Source organism: Croceicoccus sp., from assembly GCF_983967925.1.
In genome coordinates, this window is the sequence record NZ_CFETID010000046.1 from 1 (window position 1) to 13,160 (window position 13,160).

General features: G+C 65.2%; 15 protein-coding genes and 1 pseudogene. 6 read left to right on the plus strand and 10 right to left on the minus strand.

Going from position 1 to position 13,160, the window contains the following annotated elements; genetic code table 11:
* From AC4FIJ_RS15735 to AC4FIJ_RS15750, 4 genes and pseudogenes are all read left to right on the plus strand, one after another.
* Positions 1-135: pseudogene (locus AC4FIJ_RS15735) on the plus strand (succinate dehydrogenase iron-sulfur subunit); the annotation flags it as partial.
* Between the two features lie 110 nt (positions 136-245).
* Positions 246-584 (plus strand): PaaI family thioesterase, encoded by a 339-nt coding sequence (locus AC4FIJ_RS15740; protein WP_490337591.1) that lies wholly within the window; start codon positions 246-248, stop codon positions 582-584.
* A gap of 4 nt (positions 585-588) precedes the next feature.
* On the plus strand, positions 589-1,704 hold the full coding sequence (gene zapE, locus AC4FIJ_RS15745) for a cell division protein ZapE (RefSeq protein WP_490337592.1): 1,116 nt from the start codon (positions 589-591) through the stop codon (positions 1,702-1,704).
* Between the two features lie 127 nt (positions 1,705-1,831).
* The gene (locus tag AC4FIJ_RS15750; protein WP_490337593.1) at positions 1,832-2,530 is read left to right on the plus strand and encodes a pirin family protein; all 699 of its coding nucleotides are present in this window, start codon (positions 1,832-1,834) and stop codon (positions 2,528-2,530) included.
* On the opposite strand, the gene AC4FIJ_RS15755 is transcribed toward AC4FIJ_RS15750, so the two are convergent.
* On the minus strand, positions 2,527-3,750 hold the full coding sequence (locus tag AC4FIJ_RS15755) for a pyridoxal-dependent decarboxylase, exosortase A system-associated (RefSeq protein WP_490337594.1): 1,224 nt from the start codon (positions 3,748-3,750) through the stop codon (positions 2,527-2,529). The genes AC4FIJ_RS15750 and AC4FIJ_RS15755 overlap by 4 nt on opposite strands.
* Positions 3,747-5,285 carry an acyl-CoA ligase (AMP-forming), exosortase A system-associated gene (locus AC4FIJ_RS15760; RefSeq protein ID WP_490337595.1) on the minus strand — a complete coding sequence of 513 codons (1,539 nt, stop codon included), beginning with the start codon at positions 5,283-5,285 and terminating at the stop codon, positions 3,747-3,749. Before AC4FIJ_RS15760 ends, AC4FIJ_RS15755 begins: the two co-directional genes overlap by 4 nt.
* Before the next feature lie 78 nt (positions 5,286-5,363).
* Between AC4FIJ_RS15760 and AC4FIJ_RS15765 the strand changes: the two genes are divergently transcribed.
* Entirely contained in the window at positions 5,364-5,645 is a 282-nt protein-coding gene (locus tag AC4FIJ_RS15765) for an acyl carrier protein (RefSeq protein WP_490337596.1), read from the plus strand.
* 11 nt (positions 5,646-5,656) lie between these two features.
* Here AC4FIJ_RS15765 and trxB read toward each other — a convergent pair whose 3' ends face one another.
* The 5 genes from trxB to thiE all read right to left on the minus strand — a co-directional run bounded on the left by trxB (position 5,657) and on the right by thiE (position 9,951).
* Positions 5,657-6,622, minus strand: a complete 966-nt coding sequence (gene trxB, locus AC4FIJ_RS15770; protein ID WP_490337597.1) for a thioredoxin-disulfide reductase — start codon at positions 6,620-6,622, stop codon at positions 5,657-5,659.
* 117 nt (positions 6,623-6,739) lie between these two features.
* Entirely contained in the window at positions 6,740-7,186 is a 447-nt protein-coding gene (locus AC4FIJ_RS15775) for a cupin domain-containing protein (protein WP_490337598.1), read from the minus strand.
* On the minus strand, positions 7,186-7,725 hold the full coding sequence (locus AC4FIJ_RS15780) for a M23 family metallopeptidase (protein WP_490337605.1): 540 nt from the start codon (positions 7,723-7,725) through the stop codon (positions 7,186-7,188). Before AC4FIJ_RS15780 ends, AC4FIJ_RS15775 begins: the two co-directional genes overlap by 1 nt.
* Positions 7,726-7,946: 221 nt before the next feature.
* Positions 7,947-9,227 (minus strand): L,D-transpeptidase family protein, encoded by a 1,281-nt coding sequence (locus AC4FIJ_RS15785; protein WP_490337599.1) that lies wholly within the window; start codon positions 9,225-9,227, stop codon positions 7,947-7,949.
* 85 nt (positions 9,228-9,312) lie between these two features.
* Positions 9,313-9,951: a thiamine phosphate synthase gene (thiE, locus tag AC4FIJ_RS15790; protein WP_490337600.1), complete on the minus strand. Its 639-nt coding sequence runs from the start codon at positions 9,949-9,951 to the stop codon at positions 9,313-9,315.
* Positions 9,952-9,992: 41 nt separating this feature from the next.
* On the opposite strand from thiE, the gene AC4FIJ_RS15795 reads away from it, so the two are divergent.
* Complete coding sequence (locus AC4FIJ_RS15795; protein ID WP_490337601.1) at positions 9,993-10,397, plus strand: hypothetical protein; 405 nt, start codon at positions 9,993-9,995, stop codon at positions 10,395-10,397.
* 52 nt (positions 10,398-10,449) lie between these two features.
* On the opposite strand, the gene AC4FIJ_RS15800 is transcribed toward AC4FIJ_RS15795, so the two are convergent.
* The 3 genes from AC4FIJ_RS15800 to AC4FIJ_RS15810 form a co-directional block, all read right to left on the minus strand.
* Positions 10,450-11,328: a fructose bisphosphate aldolase gene (locus AC4FIJ_RS15800; protein ID WP_490337602.1), complete on the minus strand. Its 879-nt coding sequence runs from the start codon at positions 11,326-11,328 to the stop codon at positions 10,450-10,452.
* A 66-nt stretch (positions 11,329-11,394) separates the two neighbouring features.
* Positions 11,395-12,594 (minus strand): phosphoglycerate kinase, encoded by a 1,200-nt coding sequence (locus tag AC4FIJ_RS15805; RefSeq protein WP_490337603.1) that lies wholly within the window; start codon positions 12,592-12,594, stop codon positions 11,395-11,397.
* Positions 12,591-13,046: an MOSC domain-containing protein gene (locus AC4FIJ_RS15810; RefSeq protein ID WP_490337604.1), complete on the minus strand. Its 456-nt coding sequence runs from the start codon at positions 13,044-13,046 to the stop codon at positions 12,591-12,593. The genes AC4FIJ_RS15805 and AC4FIJ_RS15810 overlap by 4 nt, the downstream gene beginning before the upstream one ends.
* Positions 13,047-13,160 lie beyond the last annotated feature (114 nt).

Sequence of the window (13,160 nt, forward strand, 5' to 3'; positions counted from 1 at the left end):
GACGAGCTGGAGGATCCCTTCCGCCTCTATCGCTGCCACACCATCATGAACTGCGCCAATGTGTGCCCCAAGGGCCTGTCACCTGCCAAGGCCATTGCCGAAATCAAGAAGATGGAAGCCGAGCGCCTGGTCTGACGGCAGTGCATCCGGCGGTTGCATTCGCGCCCGCCCCGGATCACCCGGGGTGGCAAGAGTGGGTTATCGGTCCCGAGGGGCAGTTCAACCGCCATACTTTTGCGCGGATATTGTCGCGGCTGGACGATCCGGCGACCGCTCGCATCCGGATATTTCCGGACGAGCGTCATGCCAATTTTAACGATGTGATCCATGGCGGCGTCATCCTCGCCTTTATCGACATGGCGGTCTATCCGGCCAGCATATTGATCACGGGGAATGAGGATCTGAAGGTGGTCACCGTCGATGTGCACACCCAGTTCATCAGTCCCGGCGATCTGGCAATGCCGTTAGACGCGCTCGTCACACTGACAAAGGAAACCGGGCGAATGCTGTTCACGCGTGGAACGCTCGTTCAGCAAGAGACCGTGGTTGCGGCCTTTACTATGTTGCAGCGCAAGGTCAGGTGACATCTTGGCGGGCCTGATCGCGCGATACGAAGAATTGCTGGCGCATGACGAGCTGCGGCCTGACGAGGAGCAGAAGGCCGCGATCCATCGTCTGGCGCGCCTTCAGGAGGAGCTTGAGGCATCTCCGGCCAGCCAAGGTTTCTTCGCACGGCTGAAGAGGGAGAAGCCGCCCCGCCCGCGCGGCATCTATATGTGGGGCGATGTCGGGCGGGGTAAGTCCATGATGATGGACCTGTTCCACGAGACGCTGGACATCGCCGCCAAGCGCCGCGTCCATTTCCACGAATTCATGCTGGAGGTCGACCAGCGTCTCCGCGACGAGCGCAAGAAAGAAAGCGGCGATCCCGTCGCCCCCGTCGCGCGCCAGCTTGGCGAAGGCATCCGCTGCCTCTGCTTTGACGAGATGGTCGTGAAGAACACCGCCGACGCCATGATCATGAGCCGGCTGTTCACCGCGCTTATCCGCGACGAGGGCGTGACGGTCGTGACAACGTCGAACCGCCCGCCGCGCGACCTCTACAAGGACGGGCTCAATCGCGGGCTGTTCCTGCCCTTCATCGACCTGATCGAGGCGGAACTCGACACGCTGACCCTCAACGGGCCGACCGATTACCGGCTCGAACGGCTGGGCGGCATGGACGTGTGGTATTCGCCCACCGGGCCCGCCGCGACCGAAAAGGCGCGCGAGGCGTTCTTTCGCCTGACCGACTATCCGCCCGAGGATGCCGAGCATGTCACCGGCCATGAGCTGAAGGTCGGCGAGCAGCGCAGCCTGTGGGTCCCCAAAAGCCTGAAGGGAGTCGCCGTCTTCTCGTTCAAGCGGCTATGCGCCCAGCCCCGCGGTTCCAGCGATTTTCTGGCCATCGCGCGGCATTACCATTCCGTGATCATCGTCGGCATACCCGTCATGGGCCCCGACATGCTGAACGAGGCGGCGCGCTTCGTCACGCTGATCGACGCGCTTTACGAAAACGGCGTGAAACTGATCGCGACGGCCGATGCCGACCCTGCGGATCTCTACCCCTCCGGCAATGGCGCGTTCGAATTCGGCCGCACCGTCAGCCGGCTGATGGAGATGCAATCGGCCGATTACCTCGCGCGCGGCCACGGCGAGCAATAGGCGGTCATCACCGCAGGACGGCAGGCACATGATTGTGCCTTCTTGAACGCTTCGCACGATCCGCCATCTCTCGCCTATGCCGGCGGCCCCGCACAGACGGGGGAACCCCGCCGAGGTGAGAGACGCAATGATTGAAATTCGCCCCTTCGACCGACTTGGCAAGGCCAATCACGGCTGGCTGGACACCAGCTATCACTTCAGCTTTTCGGGCTATCACGATCCTGACCGCATGGGCTGGGGCCGGCTGCGCGTGTGGAACGACGACTGGATCCAGGCCAAGAGCGGCTTTCCCCCGCACCCCCACCGCGACATGGAAATCGTCACCTTCGTGCGTAGCGGCGCGATCAGCCACCGCGACAGCCTGGGCAACGAGGGCAAGACCGGTGCCGGTGACGTCCAGGTGATGAGCGCGGGCACCGGCATCACCCATGCCGAGTTCAACCTCGAGGACGAGGACACGACGCTGTTCCAGATCTGGATCCTGCCCGAGAAAACGGGCGAGGCACCGGGCTGGGGCCAGCGAGAATTCCCGCGCGGCGACCGTGCGGGTTCGTGGGTCACCGTCGCCAGCGGCGAGCCCGAGAAGGATGATGCGCTACCGCTGCGTGCCGATGCGCGCGTGCTGGCGGCGACGCTGAAGGCGGGCGATACGCTGGACCTGTCGCTCGATCCCGCGCGCCATTACTACACCGTGCCGGTCGGCGGCGCGGTGAGGGCTAACGGGCATGAAGCGCAGGAGCGTGACGGCATCGCCGTGACGGGCGAGGACGTGCTGACGATCACCGCCAAAGACGACGTCGAGCTGCTGCTGGTCGATACGCGCTAGACCAGCACCTCGCGCGCGGGGCCGTGGCCGAGGAAAGCCGAAGGGCTGGCACTGGCGCCATAGGCCCCCGCGCAGAAGATCGCGACAAGGTCGCCTGCCCGAATTTCCGGCAGGGCGACCTTGTTCGCCAGCAGGTCGAGCGGCGTGCAGAGCCGTCCCACGATGGTCTGTTCGCGCTCGATCGGATCCGCGTCGAAGCGATTGGCGACGGCCACCGGATAGTTGCGCCGCACCACCGTGCCGAAATTGCCGGATGCGGCCAGTTGGTGATGCAGCCCGCCATCGGTCACCGCGAAGATTTCGCCGTGGCTTTCCTTCACATCGATCACGCGGGTGAGATAGACCCCCGCCTCGCCGACCAGATAGCGGCCGAGTTCGATGGCGAACCGCGTATCGGCCAGACGTTCGGACCGCCGCGATAGCGCCGCGCTCAATGCTTCCCCAACGCGTTCGATATCGAGAGGCGCGTCGCCCGGAAAATAGGGGATGCCGAACCCGCCGCCGAGGTTGCAATGCGGCACGTCCACGCCCGCCCGCTCCGCCAGATCGCCTGCCAGCGCCAGTGTCGCCGCCTGCGTCGCAATCACCGCGTCGGCATCCAGCGCCTGGCTGCCGGCATAGATGTGAAATCCGCGCCACTGCGCGCCGCTGTCTGCGATTTCGCGCGCGAGAGGCGGGACCAGATCGGCGTCGATGCCGAACGGCTTTGCCCCGCCGCCCATCTTCATGCCCGAACCCTTGATGTCGAACACGGGGTTCACCCGGATCGCAAGACGCGGCGCGATGCCCAGCCGCTCCCCAATGGCAAGCGCGCGCCTGATTTCCGCCGCCGATTCGGTGTTCAGCGTGACGCCTGCCGAAATCGCGGCTTCGAGCTCGCCATCGTCCTTGCCGGGCCCTGCAAAGCTGATCCGGTCCGGTGTCACGCTCGCATCCATTGCCAGCCTCATCTCGCCCGCCGAGGCGATGTCGATCCCGTCGACCAGCCCGGCCATGTGCGACAGCAGCGGCGGAAAGGGATTGGCCTTCATCGCGTAATGGATCGCCAGCGTTTTGGGCATCGCCGCGCGCAGGCTTGCCACGCGGCCATCCAGCAGGGCGCGGTCATAGACGAAGACAGGCGTGCTTTGCTCCGCCCAATCGCTCGCCTTGCGCCCGCCGATGGCCAATTCGCCGTCGATCGCGCCAAATCCACCCGGCACCGGACCCATCGGTTTCATCGCGCATCCTCCAGTCCCCGCTTCAGCAAGGCACGGTCGAGCTTGCCCGTCGCGCCGCGCGGCAGTTCGCTGCGCCAATGGACCGCCTGCGGGACCATATAGGCGGGCAATTCCCGGCGCAGCGCGGACACCAGCGCCTCGGTCGGTTCGGGGTCGCCGCCCGCCGCCGCCCGCGCGATCAGGTGGACCGACTGGCCCAACCTCTCATCGGGTAGACCCAAGGCCACGCATTCGGCGACCAGTCCGGTCGCGGCGGCCGCATCCTCGATCTCCTGCGGGCTGACGCGCTGGCCCAGCACCTTGATCATCGCATCGCGCCGACCCACGAAATAGAGCAGCCCCTGCCCATCGCGCACCACCCGGTCGCCCGACCAGACCGCCGTGCCGCCATATTCCGACCATTCGGGCGCCGGGCGAAACCGCTGCTGCGTGCGTGCCGGGTCCTGCCAATAGCCTTGCGCCACGAAGGGTCCGGCATGCACCAGTTCGCCTTCCTCGCCCGGACCGGCGGGCTGGCCTTCGTCGTTCACCACCATGATCTCGACATGCGGGACGGCCTTGCCGAATGACGTGGGGTGGCTGTCGATCAAGGCGGGATCGAGATAGGCAGAACGAAACGCCTCGGTCAGGCCGTACATGGCGAACAGCCGCGCGTCGGGGAATTGCGCGCGCAAGCGCCGCACCAATGCTTCGCCCAGCGCGCCGCCGGTGTTGGTCAGGCGGAGCAAGGGCGCGACCGCGGCTTCGGGCCAATCCTGTTCCAGCAATTGCACCCACAGCGGCGGAACCGCCGCCAGCGTGGTGATGCGGTGTTTCTCGACCGCCTTCACCACCTCTCGCGGCAACAGATAATCGATAGGGACAACCGCGCCGCCGCCATACCATGTCGAAAGCATCTGGTTCTGTCCGTAATCGAACGCCAGTGGCAGCACCGCCAGCACCCGGTCGTCTGGAGAGATGCCAAGATATTCGGCCACGCTCTCCGCCCCAAGCCACATGTTCGCATGGCTCAGCATGACGCCCTTCGGCTTGCCGGTCGAACCGCTGGTGTAGAGGATCGCGGCCAGCGCGTCGGTATCGGCAGCAGACGGTCTGATCGGATCGCAGCCTTGCGCCTGTTCGGCAGCCAGTTTTTCGTCGATCACCGCGCAGGCGTCAGGCACGTCGTCCTCGTCCAAGGCCGCCAACCGGCCCGTATTGGCAATCATCAAGCGCGCGCCGCTGTCCGACAATATGTGCCGCACCTGCGCAGCCTTGAGCACGGGATTGATAGGCACATGCACCAGCCCTGCACGCGGCGCCGCCAGCGGCATCAGGCAAGTCAGCAGCCCCTTCCCCGCCCAGCTGGCGACCCGCGCGCCCTTCCCCCATCCCTCTGCGGAAGCGCGCGCCGAGAGCCAGGCGGCCAGCCTGCCGGTCCAATTTTCCAGCTCAGCGAAATCGAGAACGCGGTCCTTCAACACCAACGCAACCGCGTCGCCGCGTCCGCGCAGCGGGAGGTGATCGAGCGGTTCGGGAAAGGCAGGCCGGGTCATTGCGGCCACGATAGCACCGGCAGGCGATGTCGCCACGCTTGCGTCGTCATTTGTCAAAAGCTAAGCCCCCGCCCCGTGATGAACGATGCCATCCCGCCCGCGACCGAATCCGCAGACGACAAGCTGCGCGCCATTCTGGTCGATACGCTCGCGCTCGACGAACAGCGTGTCTCCACATTCGACGAGGACACCGAATTGTTCGGTGCCGTCCCCGAACTCGATTCGCAGGCGGTGATGGGCCTGCTGACCGAGATCGAGGATCGCTTCGGCTTCATCATCGACGATGACGATGTCGATGGCGAGATGCTGGAGACCTATGGCGCCCTGCTGCGCTTCGTGATGGCCCGTCGCCCGGACTGACTGCGGCCGGACTAGGCGTCCGCCGCTTCCTTCTTCGCGAATTCCAGCGTGCCGAGGAAACGCTCGGCATCCAGTGCGGCCATGCAGCCTGTGCCCGCCGCCGTCACCGCCTGGCGATAGGTGTGGTCCATCACGTCGCCGCAAGCGAACACGCCCGGCACCGCCGTCTTGGGCGTCCCCGCCTCGACGATCAGATAGCCGCTGTCGTCCATTTCCAGCTGGCCCTTGAACAATTCGGTTGCGGGCGCGTGGCCGATGGCAACAAACGCGCCCTGCGTATCAAAGCGCGAAACCTCGCCCGTCACCGTGTCCTTCAGGCGCAGCGCGTTCAGGCCGCCCTCGTCGCCGAGGAATTCCTCGACGGTCTTGTTCCACAGCACGCTGATCTTGGGATTGCCGAACAGCCGGTCCTGCAGAATCTTTTCCGAGCGCAATTCGTCGCGGCGGTGGATCAGCGTGACGTCGTCGGAATGATTGGTGAGGTACAGCGCCTCTTCCACCGCGGTGTTGCCGCCGCCTATCACCACGACCTTCTTGCCGCGATAGAAGAACCCGTCGCAGGTCGCGCAGGCCGATACGCCCTTGCCTGAATATTTCTGCTCGCCTTCGACGCCCAGCCACTTGGCCTGCGCGCCCGTGGCGATGACCAGCACGTCGCCGACATATTCGTCGCCGCTGTCGCCCACCGCCTTGAACGGCGATCCGCCCGCGATATCGACGCTGGTGATCGTGTCCCACATCATGCGCGTGCCGACATGCTCGGCCTGCGCCTGCATCTCCTGCATCAGCCACGGCCCCTGGATCACGTCGCGGAAACCGGGATAATTCTCGACATCGGTGGTGATGGTCAGCTGGCCGCCGGGTTGCAGGCCCTGCACCACGATCGGTTCCATGCCCGCGCGCGCACCATAGATTGCGGCGGAAAGGCCGGCAGGGCCGGAGCCGATGATGAGCATGCGCGTGGTATGGGTAGTCATGGTCGGGTCCCGTCAAACATTACCTGAAAACGTCAGGGTGCCCGATCTAGGCGACCATGCGATCTTTGCAATGCCTTGCCGGGGATAAGCCGCGCTGCATCCCCCGATTGACGCGCATCAATCCCGGCTGGAACCCTCGGGCTGCCAACCTTGGGGTGCCAGTTCGAACCCTTCGAACGCAAAGCCCGGCGCGACGATGCAACTGACCAGAGACCAGCCCTGTCCCGCGTGGGCGGCCTGCCAGTCGCCTGCATGATAGAGGTGCTGCGGATGCTGCCCGGCCAGCAAATCATTGCCCAGCGTAACGTCGGGCAGCACATCCTCGCCGCGTTCACCCCGCGCCGTGGAAAGGGTCAGCGGCGATCCCGCGTTGAATATCCACATTTCCGCCGCATCGATGCGGTGCCAGTGCGACCGCTGGCCTTCTTCCAGCAGGAACAGGATCGCGCTCGCATGGCCGCGCTCGCTGCCTTCCATGTCGGCGCGCCATGTTTCGCGGTACCAGCCGCCTTCGGGATGCGGCTCAAGCGCCAGCCGCGTGATGATGTCGCCTGCTTCGCTCATTACCGGCCCTCCGTCGGCTGTCCTGCCAGCAGCGGAAAAGGATTGATCGCGCTGCCCTCGTACCATTCCTCGCCCGGAGCCATCTGCATGACCGCCAAATGGAGATGCGGGGCGGCGGGATCGGCATTGCCCGTCGATCCGACCCGGCCGATCGGCTCACCCGCCCGGATCGCCTGCCCCTCGGCCAAGCCCGGCGCATAACCCTGCAAATGCGCGTAATAGTAGATCCAGTTCCCGTCGGCGGACCGGATATAGATCGTCCTGCCGCCTTCTTCCGAATCGAACAATTTTTCCACCGACCCCGATGCGGCGGCCATGACGGGTGTCCCCGCCGCAGCCATGATGTCGATCGCATCATGGCTGCGCGCACCGCCTGCGCGGGCGGCGGTAAACGTATCGGTCAGCATGCCCGGCTTTACCCCCGCAACCGGCATGACCAGCGAAGCCCCCGGCGCGCGTACCGGCAGAGCCGATGCAGAGCGCTGCCGCGCGGACCGATCGGCACCGCCGTCAGCCAGAGCGCGGTCCGCATCTGTCAACGCCCGGTCCGCATCGGTTACCAGAGGCTCCTCGTCCGGCCTGTCGCTCCACAGCCAGCCCATTAGCAGGCCGCCGATGATCAGCCACGCCAGCGAGGTAAAGCCGATCGTCGTCAACACCAGACGCAGGTCGCGCCCCCAGCCGCCCTTCGCGACAGGAGCAGACGCCGCAGCATCGACCCGGCGCGACGGATCATTGGCTCTTGCGAATACAGGCTGCGTCATTGCTGGAAATGAACCTCGGTCGATTGCGAGACCATCTGCGCCAGCCGCGCCGCGTCCCAGTTGGTCAGGCGCACGCAGCCATGGCTTTGCGCGCGGCCAATCGTTTCCGGTTCGGGCGTGCCGTGAATGCCGTAATGTTCCTTTGACAAATCGATCCACACGACGCCGACCGGACCGTTCGGACCCGGCGGCAATTTCTGCGGCTCCTCGCTGTCGGGCACATCCCAGAATAGCGAGGGATCATAGGAAAACGGCGGATTATGCGCGACGCCCGTGATCTTCCAGTCGCCCAGCGGCAGCGGGTCATGCTCCGACCCGGTCGTGACCGTGAAAGCCCCGATGATCTTTCCGGCCTTGTCATAGGCGATCAAAGTGCTGTCCGACTTGTCCACGACGATGCGAGCCGCCTGCGGCTGGTCGCTGCCCACGCCCAGATCGCGCAAGGTGTCGCGCCAGTCGCTGTCGAGATCGGCCTGCGCGTCGATAAAGTCGGCGCCGATATTGGGCACGCGAATTTTCTGGCCTGCACGGAAATGGCTGGCAGGACCGGGGGTCACGTCGTCATCGGGATTGGGATCGTCGACCGTATCGGCGGTTCCGGTCTCTCCTTCCGCCTCATCCGTCTGCGCGCCCTCAGGGGTGTTCAGCATCTTGAGCACCTCGACCGTGGTGTGAAACCGTTCGGCCAGCTTCTCATCCAGCGACTCGTAGCCCATGCGCGACAATTCAGCCTGCTTGGCCGGATCGTCGGGGATTTCCTCGAACCGGCCCACTGCAAAATCCTCGGGGATCGTGACCACGCGGGTCGCGGGCACGGCGCGAGAGCCGGGACGTGTCGATGTCGGCATCGGCGTGGCGCTTTCCCGTTGCGCCTCTGCCTCATCTCCGTCATCCGCCAGCGCCGTCGTGCCCAGCAGAGCCGCGCGGGTCGCATCGTCCAGCTCGCCCGTCTGGTCGAGCCCGTTCGCCTCCTGGAAGGCCTCCAGCGCATTGCTGGTGCTCATCCCCATCTCGCCGTCGATCACGCCGGGCGAAAAGCCCATCCGGTCGAGGATGACCTGCGCCTGCATCACGGGGCGTTCCTGCGCGTCGGGAACGGCGTCGGGTGCCGCCGCCTCATTGTCGCGGCTGCGCATGGCGTCGGCGTAATTATTGTCGGTTTCGGGCGCCTCTGCGGCAGGTTCGGGCGCGGGCTCTTCGTTCGTGCCGCAAGCGGCGATCATCAGTGCAAGCGCAAACGGCGCCGCAAAGCGGACGGCGGTCTTTCCAGCGGGCATTTTCTTCCCTTCGCAAATCGTTTCAGGCGCATAACGCTCTGGAAAGACGAAGGGTCCGGGTCCGGCGCGCAGCCGACGGGTACGCTTATTCCGGCGGCGGGGGCGCTTCGCCGATGGCCTTGGCAAAGGCGCGCACCGCGGCCTCCTCGTCACCGTTCCAGACCGCACCCGATACGGCGAGGAAATCCGCCCCCGCTGTCACCAGCGGGGCGCAATTGTCGGGCGTGATGCCGCCGATGGCCACGCAGGGGATCTCGAAGATGCGATACCACCATTCCAGCGTGTCGAGATCGGCGCGGTATTCGGTGTCCTTGGTGGTGCTGGGGAAGAATGCGCCGAACGCGACGTAATCGGCCCCCGCCTCGCCCGCTTCCATCGCGAAATGGCGGCTATCGTGGCAGGTGACGCCGATCTGCGCCTCGCGTCCCAGTTCCTCGCGCGCTTCCTCGACCGATCCGTCCTTCTGGCCAAGATGCACGCCGTCGGCCTTCAAACGCTTGGCCAGCGCGATCGAATCGTTGACGATAAAGCCCACGTCCCGCTCGGCGCAGATCGCCTGCAGCGGTTCGGCCAGCGCAGCGGCCTGATGCTGGTCCACATCCTTCACGCGGAACTGAAAGGCCGTCACAAGACCGGGCGCGGCGTCGATGGCGCGGGCGAGCCGCTGCGGGAAATCGCCGGAGACGTCCAGCGGCGATATGAGATAGAGTTGGGTCGCGTTCATCCGCGCCCGTCTAATGCGCTGCGCGAGGAGAGTGAAGTCAAATGAAGGTCAGTCTGACGGTATTCGCGCTTTTCGTGGCGGCCACATTGGGCGGATGCGCCGCGACATCGGGCACAGGCATCGGTACGGCGGCTATCGCACCAGCCGAGCAAGGAAGCGCGGTCGCCCTCGGGCAGTCGGTCCGGGCCGACGATCTGGTGCTGACCCCCATCGCCGTGGCGGAGGACAGCCGCTGTGCCGAGGGAACGCAATGCATCTGGGCGGGCCGGGTGGTCGTGACCACGCAGGTCGACGGCCCCGGCTGGCGCGAAACACTGGATCTGACCGCGACCGAAAGCACGGCGGTGCGCGATCATGGCGTCATTCTGGCGACCGTGACACCCGAACGCCGCCCGTCGGTCGACATCGCGCCGGGCGATTACCGGTTCATCTACATGGTGGAATAGGAAAGGGCCGCCCTCCCCAGCGGGAGAGCGGCCCTTCCTGTCGTCAGTCGGATCAGTTGACGCTGGCGGCGTGGATCATGTCGATCGCGGCCGAAAGCGTTCCGTCGAACTCGTCGTCGCTCTGCTGGGCGCGCAAATCCTGCAGCAGGCCGCGGCTGAAGCTGGCGATCATGCCCTTGTTCTTCGCCAGATGCTCGCACGCTTCCTCGGTGCTGTAGCCGCCCGACAGCGCGACCACCGCCAGCACCTTGGGATGCGCGATCAATTCGGCATAAAGGTTCGCCTCGACCGGGATCGAGAGCTTGAGCATGATCTGCTCACCCTCGGGCACGGTGGGCAGGAGCTTCAGGATCTCGTCCTTCAGGATCTTCTCACCCTCGGCGCGGCCCTCGGACTTGATCGAGTACTCGGGCTCCAGCATCGGCACCAGGCCGTGCGAAAGGACCTGCATGCCGACTTCGAACTGCTGCTTCACGATGGCGGCGATGCCCTCGGCATTGGCGTCATTGATGACAGAGCGTTCCTTGGTGCCGAACACGTTCAGGCCCTTCGCCCGCTTCAGCAGCGCATCGAGGTCAGGCATCGGCTTCATCAGCTGGACGCCGTTCGCCTCGTCCTCAAGTCCCTTGTCGATCTTGATGAAGGGGACGATGCCGCGGTCGATCAGGGCCTGCGGCGTCGGCTTGCCCTCGACGGTGCCGTCCATGGTCTTTTCGAACAGGATCGCGCCAATGACCTTGCCCTTGGAAAAACACGGCGAGGTGATGATGCGGCTGCGCATCTCGTGGATCTTGCCGAACATCTCGTCATCGCCCGACCATTCGTGATCCTCCACGCCATAGCCGCGCAGGGCCTTGGGCGTGGAACCGCCGGACTGGTCGAGCGCGGCGATAAAGCCTTGCCCCTCGGCGATCTGTTTCTTCATATCCATCGTCAATGCTCTCCTATTGAACGATCATGGCCCGGATGGACCGGGTGATTGCGGGAAGGACGTTGTTCAGCGCGTAAGCGCGGCAACGCCGGGCAGCTCCTTGCCTTCCATCCATTCGAGGAACGCGCCGCCAGCCGTTGAAATATATGAGAATTGATCGGCCACGCCCGCATGGTTGAGCGCCGCGACCGTGTCGCCGCCGCCAGCCACCGATACCAGCGACCCCTCGTTCGTCAGCGCCGCCGCGATCTTGGCGAGCTTAACCGTCGCCTCGTCGAAGGGCTGCGTCTCGAACGCGCCCATCGGGCCGTTCCACACCAAAGTCCGGCAGGTTTTGAGCACGTCGCCCAATGCTTCCACCGCTTGCGGCCCGACGTCGAGGATCATCTCGTCGTCCGCCACCTCATGCACGTTGCAGGTGCGCAGCGAGGGCGGATTGGCGGCGAATTCCTTGGACACCACCACATCGTAGGGCAGATGCACGGTGCAGCCCGAAGCATCCGCGGCGTCCATGATCTTCTCGACGGTGCCGGTCAGCTCATGCTCGCACAGCGACTTGCCGACATCCACGCCGCGCGCGGCCAGGAACGTGTTGGCCATGCCGCCCCCGATGATGAGGTGATCGACCTGCCCCACCAGATGCTCCAGCACCGCGAGCTTCGACGAGACCTTGGCCCCGCCGACGACCGCGGCGACGGGCTTTTCCGGGCTGCCCAGCGCCTTGTCGAGCGCTTCCAGCTCCTTCTGCATCGCGCGGCCCGCATAGGAGGGCAGCAGCTTCGTCAGCCCTTCCGTGCTGGCATGGGCGCGATGCGCGGCAGAGAAGGCATCGTTGACGTAAAAGTCGCCGTTCGCCGCGATGGCCGCGGCGAATTCCGGATCGTTCTTTTCCTCGCCCGGCCAGAAGCGCGTGTTTTCCAGAATGGCGATATCGCCATCGCGCATGATGCCGATCGACTGCGCGACGACTTCGCCCGCGACTTCGGGCACGAACATGATCTCGCGCCCCAGCACGTCCTGCACCGCGTCGACCACCATCGACAGGCTCTGCGTCGAACTGCGCGCGCCCTTGGGGCGGCCGAAATGGGCCAGCAGCAGCACCTTGGCACCGGCATCGGCCAGTTCCAGTATCGTCGGCGCAGAGGCATTGATGCGGGTCTTGTCGGTCACCTGCCCGCCGTTCATCGGCAGGTTCAGATCGACGCGCACCAGCGCGACCTTGCCTCTTGCATCGCTGATATCGTCCAGCGTCTTGAAAGCCGTCATTCCTCAATCCTCACATCGTCGCCCACGCGGATCATGCCGTCCGCAAGCACACGGCCCAGAACCCCGCCGCGCCAGTCGGGCGTCAGCGCGGCCTTCAGTCCGGGATGAATCTCTTCCATGCGGCTGCAGGGGTCGCATTCCTGCGCCACCTCGATCACCAGCGTCTCGCCGATATGGATGCGCGCGCCTTCGCGCCGCGGCAGGGCAATCCCTTCCACGAGCAGGTTTACGCGCCGGTTCCACCATTCGATGGCGCCCGGATCTATATCGAGATCGGCCATCGCGGCCGCCCAGCCCTCTGCGGTCATAAGCGAGATCTGCCGCCTGCGCGGCCGGTCTGGCTTCATCGCGCCGCGATAGTCGCCGTGCACGCCCTCTCGCGTGTTCACGGCGACTTCGCTGACGGTTTCGATGGGGCCGCGCGGACGATCGTGCCTTGCTATTCCGGCCAATCGCCCGCTGCTCATGCCCATCGACCTCCGATCATCCTCAGATGAATTTCGCCATCACTCCGGCGGTGTCGATCATGCGGTTGGAGAAGCCCCATTCGTTGTCGTACCAGCTGA

Bases quoted from the DNA above. Each gene is read 5' to 3' on its own strand.
- AC4FIJ_RS15805 (WP_490337603.1), bottom strand. From the start codon at position 12,594: ATGACGGCTTTCAAGACGCTGGACGATATCAGCGATGCAAGAGGCAAG.
- trxB (WP_490337597.1), bottom strand. From the start codon at position 6,622: ATGACTACCCATACCACGCGCATGCTCATCATCGGCTCCGGCCCTGCC.
- AC4FIJ_RS15775 (WP_490337598.1), bottom strand. From the start codon at position 7,186: ATGAGCGAAGCAGGCGACATCATCACGCGGCTGGCGCTTGAGCCGCAT.
- AC4FIJ_RS15765 (WP_490337596.1), top strand. From the start codon at position 5,364: ATGAACGATGCCATCCCGCCCGCGACCGAATCCGCAGACGACAAGCTG.
- thiE (WP_490337600.1), bottom strand. From the start codon at position 9,951: ATGAACGCGACCCAACTCTATCTCATATCGCCGCTGGACGTCTCCGGC.
- AC4FIJ_RS15800 (WP_490337602.1), bottom strand. From the start codon at position 11,328: ATGGATATGAAGAAACAGATCGCCGAGGGGCAAGGCTTTATCGCCGCG.
- AC4FIJ_RS15760 (WP_490337595.1), bottom strand. From the start codon at position 5,285: ATGACCCGGCCTGCCTTTCCCGAACCGCTCGATCACCTCCCGCTGCGC.
- AC4FIJ_RS15795 (WP_490337601.1), top strand. From the start codon at position 9,993: ATGAAGGTCAGTCTGACGGTATTCGCGCTTTTCGTGGCGGCCACATTG.
- AC4FIJ_RS15755 (WP_490337594.1), bottom strand. From the start codon at position 3,750: ATGAAACCGATGGGTCCGGTGCCGGGTGGATTTGGCGCGATCGACGGC.
- AC4FIJ_RS15750 (WP_490337593.1), top strand. From the start codon at position 1,832: ATGATTGAAATTCGCCCCTTCGACCGACTTGGCAAGGCCAATCACGGC.
- AC4FIJ_RS15785 (WP_490337599.1), bottom strand. From the start codon at position 9,227: ATGCCCGCTGGAAAGACCGCCGTCCGCTTTGCGGCGCCGTTTGCGCTT.